This window comes from Micromonospora sp. NBRC 107095 (genome assembly GCF_030269705.1).
Lineage (GTDB): Bacteria > Actinomycetota > Actinomycetes > Mycobacteriales > Micromonosporaceae > Micromonospora > Micromonospora parva.
The window spans coordinates 567,437-579,371 of the sequence record NZ_BSTU01000001.1 but is presented as its reverse complement, the minus strand read 5'-3'; the positions used below and the strand labels follow the sequence as shown (position 1 = coordinate 579,371).

The 11,935-nt window shown below is 72.4% G+C and carries 12 protein-coding genes; 2 read left to right on the top strand and 10 right to left on the bottom strand.

What is annotated here, in order from left to right; genetic code table 11:
* Positions 1 to 10 precede the first annotated feature (10 nt).
* The 6 genes from QSK15_RS02760 to tmk form a co-directional block, all read right to left on the bottom strand.
* Positions 11 to 850 carry a PSP1 domain-containing protein gene (locus tag QSK15_RS02760; protein ID WP_285792737.1) on the bottom strand — a complete coding sequence of 280 codons (840 nt, stop codon included), beginning with the start codon at positions 848 to 850 and terminating at the stop codon, positions 11 to 13.
* 296 nt (positions 851 to 1,146) lie between these two features.
* Positions 1,147 to 1,827, bottom strand: a complete 681-nt coding sequence (locus QSK15_RS02755; protein ID WP_285792736.1) for a hypothetical protein — start codon at positions 1,825 to 1,827, stop codon at positions 1,147 to 1,149.
* On the bottom strand, positions 1,827 to 2,132 hold the full coding sequence (locus QSK15_RS02750) for a hypothetical protein (RefSeq protein ID WP_210819923.1): 306 nt from the start codon (positions 2,130 to 2,132) through the stop codon (positions 1,827 to 1,829). Before QSK15_RS02750 ends, QSK15_RS02755 begins: the two co-directional genes overlap by 1 nt.
* 1 nt (position 2,133) lies before the next feature.
* Positions 2,134 to 2,463, bottom strand: coding sequence for a YbaB/EbfC family nucleoid-associated protein (locus tag QSK15_RS02745; RefSeq protein ID WP_007454690.1), 330 nt, complete (start codon positions 2,461 to 2,463; stop codon positions 2,134 to 2,136).
* Positions 2,464 to 2,584: 121 nt separating this feature from the next.
* On the bottom strand, positions 2,585 to 3,847 hold the full coding sequence (locus QSK15_RS02740) for a DNA polymerase III subunit delta' (protein WP_285792735.1): 1,263 nt from the start codon (positions 3,845 to 3,847) through the stop codon (positions 2,585 to 2,587).
* Complete coding sequence (tmk, locus tag QSK15_RS02735) at positions 3,847 to 5,946, bottom strand: dTMP kinase (protein ID WP_285794312.1); 2,100 nt, start codon at positions 5,944 to 5,946, stop codon at positions 3,847 to 3,849. Before tmk ends, QSK15_RS02740 begins: the two co-directional genes overlap by 1 nt.
* A gap of 308 nt (positions 5,947 to 6,254) precedes the next feature.
* Here tmk and QSK15_RS02730 point away from each other — a divergent pair, with 308 nt between their 5' ends.
* Positions 6,255 to 7,463, top strand: coding sequence for an amino acid deaminase/aldolase (locus QSK15_RS02730; protein WP_285792734.1), 1,209 nt, complete (start codon positions 6,255 to 6,257; stop codon positions 7,461 to 7,463).
* A 49-nt stretch (positions 7,464 to 7,512) separates the two neighbouring features.
* On the opposite strand, the gene QSK15_RS02725 is transcribed toward QSK15_RS02730, so the two are convergent.
* Complete coding sequence (locus QSK15_RS02725) at positions 7,513 to 8,118, bottom strand: TetR/AcrR family transcriptional regulator (RefSeq protein ID WP_285792733.1); 606 nt, start codon at positions 8,116 to 8,118, stop codon at positions 7,513 to 7,515.
* A 226-nt stretch (positions 8,119 to 8,344) separates the two neighbouring features.
* On the opposite strand from QSK15_RS02725, the gene QSK15_RS02720 reads away from it, so the two are divergent.
* Entirely contained in the window at positions 8,345 to 9,661 is a 1,317-nt protein-coding gene (locus tag QSK15_RS02720; protein ID WP_285792732.1) for a D-arabinono-1,4-lactone oxidase, read from the top strand.
* 138 nt (positions 9,662 to 9,799) lie between these two features.
* On the opposite strand, the gene QSK15_RS02715 is transcribed toward QSK15_RS02720, so the two are convergent.
* Genes QSK15_RS02715 through QSK15_RS02705 form a run of 3 tightly spaced genes read right to left on the bottom strand, consistent with a single transcriptional unit; the run spans position 9,800 to position 11,822 of the window.
* Complete coding sequence (locus QSK15_RS02715) at positions 9,800 to 10,900, bottom strand: GDSL-type esterase/lipase family protein (protein WP_285792731.1); 1,101 nt, start codon at positions 10,898 to 10,900, stop codon at positions 9,800 to 9,802.
* Positions 10,897 to 11,196 carry an antibiotic biosynthesis monooxygenase gene (locus QSK15_RS02710; RefSeq protein WP_285792730.1) on the bottom strand — a complete coding sequence of 100 codons (300 nt, stop codon included), beginning with the start codon at positions 11,194 to 11,196 and terminating at the stop codon, positions 10,897 to 10,899. Before QSK15_RS02710 ends, QSK15_RS02715 begins: the two co-directional genes overlap by 4 nt.
* On the bottom strand, positions 11,193 to 11,822 hold the full coding sequence (locus QSK15_RS02705) for a TetR/AcrR family transcriptional regulator (RefSeq protein ID WP_285792729.1): 630 nt from the start codon (positions 11,820 to 11,822) through the stop codon (positions 11,193 to 11,195). The genes QSK15_RS02710 and QSK15_RS02705 overlap by 4 nt, the downstream gene beginning before the upstream one ends.
* Positions 11,823 to 11,935: the final 113 nt, after the last annotated feature.

Genomic DNA, 11,935 nt, shown 5'->3' with positions numbered 1-11,935 from the left:
GGGGGGTGGGTTAGGGGGTGTAGTGCTGGTCGTGGGCTTGGCGGGGGGCGCAGACGGAGGCGCGGGAGCAGGAGCAGCGGGAGCCGTCCGCGTCCAGGCGTACTGTCACCGCGTCTCTCGGGACGCTGTGGCCGACCACCCGGCCGTCACCCTCCGGCGTGGAGACCCGACTGCCGACCGCCGGGGCGGTCTCCTGAAAGCGCTGGTACAGCGGGTGCTCGTACTTGAGGCAGCACATCAGCCGGCCGCACGCGCCGGAGATGCGCAGCGGGTTGAGCGGCAGGTCCTGGTCCTTCGCCATCCGGATGGTCACGGGCTCGAAGTCGGTGAGGAAGGTGGCGCAGCACAGGTCCCGACCGCAGGAGCCGATGCCACCCTGCACCCGCGCCGAGTCGCGGGCGGAGAGCTGACGCAGTTCCACCCGACAGTGCAGGGTCGCGCCCAGGTCGCGGACCAGGGATCGGAAGTCCACCCGGTGCGGGGCGGTGAAGTAGACGGTGCTGCGCTCGCCGCCGCTCTCGGCGGAGCCGAGCACGTGGTCGACCGCCACCACCTTCATCGGCAGGCCGTGCGAGCGGATCAGCCGTTTCGCGGCCACCTTCGCCTCGGCCTTGCGCCGACGCAACGCCTCATCCCGGCGTAGGTCGTCGTCGCCGGCGAGCCCCACCAGGCGGGGGAAGCCGTCGGTGTCCTCGGTCACCCACTGCGCGGCCCACACGCACTCCGCCACCTCGGGCCCGTCGTCGGTGGGCACCAGCACCCGGTCGCCCACCTGCGGACGCACGTCACCCGGGTCGAGGTAGTAGAGCCGCCCGTACCGGTTGAAGCTGACCGCGCAGAGCATGCCCATGCCCCCACCCTACGACGGGTCGCTGCGCAGGGCGCACCGGCCGGCTACGCCCCGCTGCCATTCATGGCCGTCGACTCGACCCATTGCCGGGCGACCCGTCGTGCCGTTGCTCCTCGCCCGGACGGTTGAATCCGGGGCCGGGCAGGAGACAAAACGTGCCTCGACGGCGTTGAGTGGAGACAGACCTGCGGGGGGTGCAGGGGGAATACCACGGCGTCGCCGTGGGCACCGGCTCAGGTCAGGTGCCCGCGAGCGACGCCGTGGCCTGTCCGGGGCGGCGCGGGCACGAGGTCGGGTTACCAGCCGACGCGGGTGGGCTGGTCGTAGCGGGGTCGCCCGTCCGTCGGCGGACGCCACGCGGTCTCGGCCAGGCTCGGCGCCCACTGTCGCAGCAGCGTCTCCGCGCCGTCGTACGCGACGCACAGCACCGCCAGCACCCGGGCGGCGATCTCGGCCGCGTCGGCGACACCGGGCCCGACCGGCCCGGGGCGCGTCGACGCACGGGTGGCGGTGGCGGCGACCACGGCGACCGCCTCGGCCGAGCGGAGCACGTCGGCCAACGTGCGGGCCAGCGCGAGACGGCTGCCCTCCACCCAGTCGGCGAGGGCGTCGGCGTATCCGGCGGTGGAGTCGAGTCGCCCGACCAGGCTGTCCGGCCCCTCGTCGAGGTGACGCAGCAGCGCGGCCCGCTGTTGCCCGTACGCGGTGGCGGCCGGGCCGGACCAGAGCACCGAGTCGGTGAGCGCGGCGGAGACGTCGTCGTACCCCCGGACGAGCCGGCGCACCGCGTGCCCGGCGCTGGCGAGCGGCACCGGGTGCAGGTCGAGGAAGCTGTGGACGGCGTCGCCCGGCAGCACCTGCATGCGGCGCAGCAGCGGCCAGACCCGGTGCCCCTCGGGCACGCCGGCCGCGATCAGCGTGTCCACCCGGCGGAGCAGGTCGAGGCCGGGCTCGGCGAGCCGGTCCAGTGCGTCCATCACGGTTCCCCGGTGAGTCGGCGGCGGGCCGCCCGGTCGACCTCGGCGTAGCGGTCGGCGGCCTCCCGCACCGCCGCTGCTGCGGCGGCCAGTCGACCGGCGGCGGCGCGGGCCTCCCGGGCCCGGTCGTCGGTGGCGGTGGTCCACTGCCGGTGCAGCGCCCGACCGATCTCACCCGGCCGGCCCGGCGCGTCGGCGCCGAACGCAGCCTGGGCCGGATCGCTGGCGGTGACGGTGTGCGAGATGAGGGTGAGGGTGGCGCTCGCCTCGTCCAGTCGGGCGGAGAGCGCGCGCAGTGTGTCCATCTCAGGCCCCCGCGAGCGGTCGGTAGGCGGCGAACGTCTCGTTGTGCAGCTTTTCCCGGGCCCATTCGGCGGCGTCGGCCGCCGCGGTGACCGCGGCCTGCACGGACCCGGCCACGTCGCGCGGACTGCGGGTGTGCAGCGGCCCGAGGAACCGGACGTCGGTGATCCGCCCACCGGCGGTGACCACCACCTCGACCAGACCGTCCGGCGACCGGACGGTCACCTCGACGGTCGACACCGCCTGGTCGAACTCGGCCTGGAGAGACTCGATCCGGCGGTAGCGTCGCACCGCCTCCTCGATCCAGGCTTCGTCGATCTCCCCCCGCGGCATCGGCCGACTCCTCCCGGGCGATCCATCACTCAGTGTGCCGCCACCGTCACCACGGCACACGGACCGTACCGCACAGCAATCGAACCTGTCGATGCCTGTGGACAACGCCGGGACGTGCGGGTCAGCCCTTCCAGAGGGCGAGCATCATCGCCTCGACCGCGATCCGTGGCTTCACGTTCGCCTCGATTGCCGCGCGGCAGGCGAGCACGGCCTCCAGCCGGCGCAGCGCCCCCTCGGCGTCCCACTTCTGGGCGCCGGCACCGGCCAGCGCCGCCGTGTCGGTGTGCACCGGGGCGACGGGTGCACGCAGCGCCATGGTGAGCGCGTCCCGGTAGAAGCCCGCCAGGTCGACGAGCGCCCGGTCCAGGGCGTCGCGCTGGGCCCGGGTGGCCCGGGACTTCTGCCGCTTCTCCAGCTCCTTGAGTTGCCCGGCGGCGCCCCGCATCGCGCCGGCCGCGCCCCGACCGGTGCCGCCCGCGCCGAGCGCGGTCTCCAGCGCCGCCCGTTCGGCCGTGTCGGTCTCGGTGACTGACGCCGCGGCCTCCGCCTCGGCCGCCTCGATCAGCGCGGACGCCGCGTCGAACGCCGCGCCGACACCTGTCAACCGGCGGGGTACCGCGAGTACCGCCTCACGCCGCTTGCGGGCCTCGGGGTCGCGGGCCAACCGGCGGGCCCGACCCACATGGCCCTGCGCGGCCGCCGCCGCCCACTGGGCCACGTCGGGCGCGATGCCGTCCCGACGAACCAGCACCTCGGCTACCGCGGCGGCCGGCGGCTGCCGCAGGGGTACGACCCGACAGCGCGACCGGATGGTCACCGAGATGTCGTCCGGGTGGGTGGACGGCGCGCAGAGCAGGAAGACCGTCCGCGGCGGGGGCTCCTCGATCGCCTTGAGCAGCGCGTTGCCGGCGGCCTCGGTGAGCCGGTCGGCGTCCTCGATGATCACCACCTGCCAGCGCCCACCGGATGGGGTGCTGGCCGCGCGGAGCACCAGCGCGCGCATCTCACCGACGCCGATGGAGAGCCCTTCCGGCACTACCATCCGCACGTCGGCGTGGGTGCCGCCCATCGTGGTGTGGCAGCCGGGGCACTCACCGCAGCCGGTGCCGTGCACGCACTGCAGTGCGGCGGCGAACGCCCGTGCGGCAACCGAGCGACCGGAGCCGGGCGGCCCGGTGAAGATCCACGCGTGGGTCATCCCGGCCGACGGGTCCACGGCAGCGGGCGCGGCGTCGCCGGCCGCGAGCGCGTCACCGCTGGTCGGGCCGGCGGCAACTAACGCGGATGTGCCAGCCCGCAGCACGGCAGCCGCCGCGGCGGCGGCCCGGCGCAGCTCCACCACCGCCTCGTCCTGACCGACCAGGTCGGCGAAGACGTCGGGCATCAGGTCTTGTGCTCCATCGTCACCAGCTCCGCGTCGGATAACTCGGGCTGCACCGAGGTGTCCGGGCCCTGCGCCGGGCGGGGGTGCACGATGCCGCCCGGCTTACCGAGCATCTCCTCGACCCGCCGGGCCACCAGCTTGCTGATCTCGTCGACCGGCCGGGACGCGTCGAGCACCAGGTAGCGCTTCGGGTCGGCGGCAGCGAGGTCGAGGAATGCGTACCGGACGCGCTCGTGGAAGGCGATCGACTCGGCCCTCAGGCGGTCGATGCCAGTGCTGGGCGAGGCCACCCGGGACAGGCCGGTGTGCGGCTCGACGTCGAGCAGCACCACGAGGTCGGGCTTGAGCCCACCGGTGGCCCAGGAGGAGAGCCAGGAAACCTCGTCGACGGGGAGCGTACGGCCGGCGCCCTGGTACGCCAGGGACGAGTCGACGTACCGGTCACTGATCACCACACCGCCCCGGACCAGCGCGGGCCGGACGACGGTGGCCACGTGGTGCGCCCGGTCGGCGGCGTAGAGCAGCGCCTCGGCCCGGGGGGAGGGCGCGTCGTCGCCGGAGGTGTCCAGCACCAGCGACCGGATCCGCTGACCGACAGCGGTGGCCCCGGGTTCACGGGTGACCACGACGTCGCACCCCTGGCCACTCAGCCGTTCGGCCAGCGCGGTGAGCTGGGTGGACTTCCCGGCACCCTCGCCACCCTCGAACACCACGAACAGCCCGGCGGAGACGAACGGCTCGGCCGGCATCAGCGGCCGACCCCGGATGGAGCCCCAGAGGTCGGCGAGGACCGGTACGCCCTTCTTGTCGTCCATCTGGCCGAACGCGCTGATCCCGGCGAAGATGCCGGCGGCACCGGCGGCCAGCAGCAGCAGTCGGGTGGAGGAGACGGAGATGCCGAGGTCGGCGATCTCCAGCTTGCGCGAGCCACCGACGCCGACCAGCACGCTGCTCAGCCCGATGGCCAGGATCAGCACCAGTCGGGTGCCGATCTGCACCACCGCGAAGACCCGGCCGCGCACCTCGTCGGCCACCTCCCCGCCCAACAGTGTGGTGCCGGCCAGGAAGGCCATGCCGGCGCCGGCACCGACCAGCACCGCGCCGACGATCGCCATGGACAGGTGGATGGCGAAGGCGAGGGTCATCACAGCGGCGCTGGCCAGCACGATGCTCATGCCGAACCAGCGACGCCGGGACATCTCCTTGACGACCATCGGGCCGAGCCCGATGCCGAGCGCCAGGCCGACGAAGATCGCGCCGAACAGCAGCGAGAACGCGGCATCGCCGGCGCCGAGTGAGTTGGCGAAGAACTTGGCCGTGCCGACCACGATGCCGCCGCCGGCGAACGCGCCGAAGATGCCCAGCACCAGGCCGCGGACGAGCGGGGTCTGGCCGATGTACTTCCAGCCCTCGGAGAACTGCCGGAACATGCTCTGCTCGGAACGCTCCGCCTCGCCGCGCTGCGCCTCGCTGATCTCCTTGATCCCGAACGCCACCACCAACGCGGTGGCGAGCCGGGAGAAGGCGTTGAACCAGAGCGCGAGCTGGGCCGGCTCGGCCCAGGAGGGCAGGTCACCGCCCACAGCGCCTCTGACACCACGGTCGAGCACGGCGAGGCCGATGGCCGCGGCCACCGGGGTGAGGCCGTACGTGGTGATCAACGTGAGCTGGTTGGCCGCCTCCAGGCGGGCCCGTGGGATCAGGTTGGGGACCGCGGCCTCCTTGGCCGGGATCCAGAGCAGGGTGAGCGACTCGATCAGGAAGGTGGCGATCAGCGCCCAGCCGACCACCAGGCCACCGGCGGCGCCGCTGAGGGCGTAGAGCGGAATGGAGGCGAAGAGCACGAAGCGCAACAGGTCACAGATGACCATGGTCCAGCGCCTGTCGAACCGGTCGGCAAGGACGCCGGCCACCGGGCCGAGCACCAGCGCGGGCAGCAGCCGGATCGCGGTGACCCCGCCGAACGCGGCGCCCTGGGCGGTGCTGCCCTGCACCTGCGAGGCGGCGAAGAGGGCGGTGGCCAGCAGGCCGAGCCAGTCACCGAAGGAGGCCGCGCCGAGCACGATCCAGAGCCGGCGGAACGGCTGGATGCGCAGCACGGACCGGATCGCGGCATAACCGGACGGATCTACCTGACCACCGCTGGACGGGTTGGCGGCGTTGCCCGACTGGTCACTCGATCGCGACACGCCGGGCGACTCGCCGCTGTTCTGGCTTTCGATGGCCGTACCTCCACGTGCCGGCCCATCGCTGGGCACCTCCGGTGCAACACTCTAGACCCGGGTGGGGGCCACCCTCCGGGCGACATTCTCCTGCTCGCTGAGCCTAGGCCGCCGGAGGTACCGGCCGCAGCCCGGACGTACGCGAGGGTATTTCGCATTCTCCGTCAGACAGTTAGCGTGCACACGTGGCCATCGAAAGCGACAAACTTCGCGAGCGCCTGGACCGGGCGACCGCCCACCTCGACCCCCCGTACGCGGTGGTCGACCTCAGCGCCTTCGACGCCAATTCCGCCGCCCTGGCCGATCGCGCCGCCGGAAAACCGGTCCGCCTCGCCAGCAAGTCGGTCCGCAGCCGGGAGCTGATCAGCCGAGCTCTCGGGCGGCCCGGCTGGCGGGGCGTCATGGCGTTCACAGTGCCCGAGGCGATCTGGCTGGTCCGCGCTGGCGTCAGCGACGACGTGCTGGTCGCGTACCCCAGCGGGGACCGGGCCGCCCTCGCCGAGCTGGGCGCCGACCCGACGCTCGCCGCCGCGATCACCCTGATGATCGACGGCACCGGCCAACTCGACCTCATCGACGCCATCGCGGCACCGGGGCAGCGCGCCGAGCTACGGCTGTGCCTGGATCTGGACGCCTCCTGGCGACCACTGCGCGGCCGGGTGCACGTCGGCGTCCGCCGCTCACCGGTGCACAGCGCGCGGGCCGCCGGAGCGCTCGCCGCCGCCGTCGCCGGTCGGCCCGGCTTCCGGCTGGTCGGGCTCATGTCGTACGAGGCGCAGATCGCCGGCCTGGGCGACGCGCCGCCGGGGCAGACGCTGCTGGCCGGCGCGATCAGGCTGGCCCAGCGCGGGTCGTACCGCGAGTTGCTGGCCCGCCGTGGTGCGGCGGTGGCCGCGGTACGCGAGCACGCCGACCTGGAGTTCGTCAACGGCGGCGGCACCGGCAGCGTGGCCGCGACCAGCGCCGATCCCGCGGTCACCGAGGTCACCGCGGGATCGGGCCTGTACGGGCCGACGCTGTTCGACGCGTACCGCGCCTGGCGGCCCACCCCGGCGGCCTTCTTCGCCTGCACGGTGGTCCGCCGGCCGACGCCGGAGTTGGCCACGGTGCTCGGCGGCGGCTGGATCGCCTCCGGCCCGGCCGCCGACAGCCGGCTACCCCGGCCGTGGCTACCGGCGGGGCTGAAGCTGGTCGGCACCGAGGGCGCCGGCGAGGTGCAGACGCCGCTGTCCGGAGCGGCTGCTGCCGACCTGCGCGTCGGCGACCGGGTGTGGTTCCGCCATGCCAAGGCAGGTGAGCTGTGTGAACGGGTCAACGAGCTGCACCTGATCGAGGGGGAGGCGGTGGTGGCGACGGTCCCCACCTATCGGGGCGAGGGGCGGGCCTTCCTCTGACGCCGGAGGGCCGCCCAGCCGCCGGCCGGAGCCCGCGCCCCGCGCCGACTCAGACGGGCTGGGCCGCCTCGGTCTGTTTCCCGGCGGTGGACCGGTCGTTGTCCGGGCCGTCGACCTGGCGGTGCAGGTACTCCCGGATCAGCGCCTTCGCCTCCAGCAGCACCCGCTCGTCGCCGTCGGACTTCCGGCGGAACGCGAGCTTGATCAGCGCGTCCGCCGCCTCGACCGCGATCTCCAGCACGAAGCGCAGCTTGGGTACGTCGGTGAGCCCGAAACGCTCGGTGAGCACCCGGGCCAACTGGTCGGCGATCACGCCGTTGTTGTCCCGTTGCTCGTCGAGCAGGTGCAGGTCGACCACGTCGCCGAAGTGCAGGGTACGGAAGCCGGGGACGGTGCGGTGCATCGTGATGTACTCGTCGATGCCCGCGTCGACGCCGTCCCACCAGTGGGTCATCTCGTCGGAGGCGAACCGCTCGTCGAGGCGCTGGAGGTAGGACTCCATGGTCCGCAGGGTCAACGCCTGCACGATCGCCCGTTTGTCCGGAAAGAACTGGTAGACCGACCCGATCGCCACCTCGGCCCGCTCGGCGAGCAGGGTGGTGGTCAGCCCCTCGTACCCCACCTCGTCGACGAGCTCGGCGCAGGCATCCAACATGCGCTGTACCCGCGCGACACTTCGACCTTGCACCGGTACGCGGCGCAGCGGCCCGGTCGTGGCGGCTGGTGTGGACACTCTGCGCCACCCCCCTTCGACGGATGAACATATCTCCACGTCACGAGTTCGTGACTACCGGTACAACGAGCGGATCGCAATTGCGGTATTTACCAGCTACAACGTTCCTGATATGAAGTCAGTTCATATTCATGAATGAGGAGTGCGCATGGTTCGCATCGCACCGCCCCGGGCTGGCTGGTCCAACTGGGCCGGGAACCAGCGTGGCAGCGCCAGCACGATCCTGCGCCCCGGCTCGCCGACCGACGTCGCAGAAGCCGTCCGATCCGCGGTGGCCGACGGCGCACGAATCCGGGTGACGGGCAGCGGCCACTCCTTCACCGCCGTCGCGCTCGCCGACGACCGGCGGATGGACCTGTCCGAACTGGACACCATGGTCAGCGTGGACGTCGCCCGACGACTTGTCACAGTGCCGGCCGGGATGACCCTGCACGCGCTCAACGGCCTGCTCGCCCGGCACGGCCTCGCGCTGCCCAACCTCGGCGACATCGACGCGCAGACCGTCGCCGGGGCGATCTCCACCGGCACCCACGGCACCGGCGCCGGCTACGGGTGCCTCTCCACCTTCGTCGCGGCGATCACACTGGTCACCGGTGCCGGCGAGGTGCTGCGCTGCTCCGCCGACGAGAATCCCGACGTCCTCGCCGCCGCCCGGGTGTCGCTCGGCGCGCTCGGTGTCCTGGTCGAGGTGACCCTGCGCTGCGTCGACGCCTTCGTCCTGCGCGCCCACGAACGCCCAGCCCAACTGGCCGACGTGCTCGGCGAACTGCCCGAGCTGATCGGCCGGCACGACCACGTCGAGTTCTACTGGTTTCCGTACACGTCCCGGGTCCAGGTCAAGGCCAACGACCGGGTGCCCGCCAACGACCGGCCGCTGTCGCGCTGGCGCGGTTGGATGGACGACGACTTCCTCTCCAACCGGGTCTTCGCCGGGGCCTGCCGGCTCGGCCGGGCCGTGCCCGCGCTGGCTCCCGGGATCAGCGCGGTCTCCGCCCGCGCCCTCACCGAACGCCAGTACACCGGCCGCTCCGACCGGGTCTTCTGCACCCCGCGCCGGGTCCGCTTCGTGGAGATGGAGTACGGCCTGCCCCGCGAGGCGCTGCCGGAGGCGCTTGCCGCGCTCCGGCGCATCGTGGACGGACTGCCGTTCAAGGTGCTCTTCCCGGTGGAGGTGCGGTTCACCGCCGCCGACGACATCTGGCTGTCGCACGGTTACGGCCGGGACAACGCCTACATCGCCGTGCACCAGTACGTCGGGATGCCGTACGAGCCGTACTTCCGGGCCTTCGAGAAGGTGGCCGCCGGGCTGGGCGGTCGCCCGCACTGGGGCAAGCTGCACTACCGCGACGCCGCCTCGCTGGCCACGGCGTACCCCCGCTTCCCGGACTTCCAGGCCGTCCGTGACCGCCTCGACCCGAACCGCGTCTTCACCAACCCCCACCTGACGCACGTCCTCGGCGCGTAAGGCCCCCCGCGCGCCCGCCCGCCCGCCACGCCCAAGATCCGCGCAACATCCGGGATGTTGCTGCCTCCCGCCGGTCGGAGGCAGCAACATCGGCGAAGTTGCGCGGATCTTGAGAGAGGCGCCGGGGGAACACGCGAGCTAGAGCGCCAGGTCGTTGAGGTTGACTGCACCGGCCATGGCTTCGGCGCCCCTGTCGTTCAGGTGCATGCCGTCGCCGCTGTCCAGCGCGGGGTGGATGTGGTCGAGGGCATGGGGGTCCGCGACGGCGCGCGCCACGTCGAAGACGGCGTCGAAGGTGTCGGTCGTCCGGATCCAGTCGTTCACCTCGCGTCGGATCGCGAGACCCGTCGGGGTGCTGATGTCGGGGCCGGCACCCGCGAACGGGCCGATGGTGGCGGCGAGGATCTTCAGGCCAGCGCGGTGGGCGCGGTCAGCAAGCGTGCGGAAACCCTCGACCAGGTCGCCGGCCGTGACGGGAGGCTCGCCGAGCATGCCGGGTAGACCCAGGTCGTTGATGCCGAAGTGGACCAGGACATGGGTCACCGCCGGCACCGAGAGGACGTCGCGGTCAAAGCGGGCCAGCCCGTGTTCGCCGACCGTGTCACGCAGCAGCCGGTTACCGGCGATGCCCTGGTTGACGACCCAACCACGCTTCAGCCGCCGGTTCAGGACGTCGACCGAGCGGCGATTGGCGCTCGTCGTGGTGCCGACCCCCTCGAACCAGGAGTCGCCGAAGGCCACCGTGACGGCGGTGCCCGCCGGGGCGAGCACGTCGACACCCGAGATGAAGTATCGGGCCTCGGGCTGCTCGGTCGCCGGGAAGTCGGCCGACGTGACGTGCTCCCCGGGGGCGATCAGGGCACGTTCGGCAGGCTTGTGGGAGTGCGTGGCCAGCCCGGTCGGCTCCGGAAGGTAGAGACTCACGACCAGATCGTCGCCGGCCACCACGGGAAGGTCGACCTGATCCGTCACGACCTCCCCGCCGGCCGGGACGACCCACCGCCCAGCGCCGCCGACGGTGAGAACGGCCCGCCGGTCGCCGCCGGCAACCGTCGCGGTCCCGATGGTCAGCGGGGTACGACCGAAGAGGTTCGTCAGCCGTACGCGGAAAGCCGCCCCGCCGCCGGCCAGGTGCAGCACCTGACGCACTGTCTGGTCGGCGAAGCCACGCGGTTCGCTGAACTGGAGCTGCTCGTAGGGACTGATCACTGCCGTCCGGAAACCCGCCGCCCAGATCACGGCTGGTCCAGGTCGGTAGTGGTGCCTTCCTCGACGCTGATCACCGCATCGATCAGGGAGAAGAACGTCTGGATACCGGGTCGGTTCGCGCCCCGGCGGCGGGACTCGGCGAAGTCCTCGGAGGAGGCCCAGAAGACGATGTCCAGCCATTCGTCGGCGGACACCCGGATCAGTCGGGCGTCGAGGAAGCCGGCACGATCGTCCTGGAAGTCCCGCAGCATCGCCGGTCGGGCGGCCAGCAGAGTATCGGCGCGCTCGGCGGGGACGCGGAAACGGGTGATCTCGACGGTGGTCATCGTTCCTCATCTCGCTCGGTTCCCGGGCCCTCGATGCCCAGCATCAGCCTGAGCTGGGCGAGGAGGACCACCCGGAAATCGGTCGGTGTCGGAGTGGAATGGCGCTGGACGCGGGAGACGATCAGACCGGCCAGCGCCGTCAGCAGGAAGTCGGTCACCGCTTCGGCGTCGTGGGCAAGGGTGAAGTCACCCCGCCGCGCGCCCTCCGCCACGGCGGCCAGGAAGGGCGCGCGGTAACGGGCCCACACTTCGGCGCTGTGATCGCGAAGCTCGTCGTCGCGCATGGCCGACCGCCAGAACTCGACGAGGATCCGCCGGGTGCTCTCCGAGTTGTGCAAGCTGCGGTCCACCAGCCCGACCAGCCGTCGCCACGGATCGGTCTCGACGTCGGACACCGCCCGCAGGGCGGCCACCTCCCGGTCGGTGTAGACCTGCATCGCCTCGATGATCATGTCTTCCCGCGAGCCGAAGTAGGTCTGCAGCGTGCTGATGGCAACGCCCCCGGCTGCCGCGACGTCGGTGAAGCGGGTGTTCTCGTAGCCGCGCGAGGCGAGTACGTCGGCCACCGCGTCGAGGACCGCGGTCCGCCTCTCCCCACCCGCGCGTCTCCTGCGAGTCGTCGGCATGGTTATACGGTACGGCCATACCGGCGACGCAGCCATGCTGCACGGGCATGCGTGAGAGGGAACACCCGAACACGGGCCGGCTCGCGGCCGTCGAGCCGGAAAACAGCGGCCAG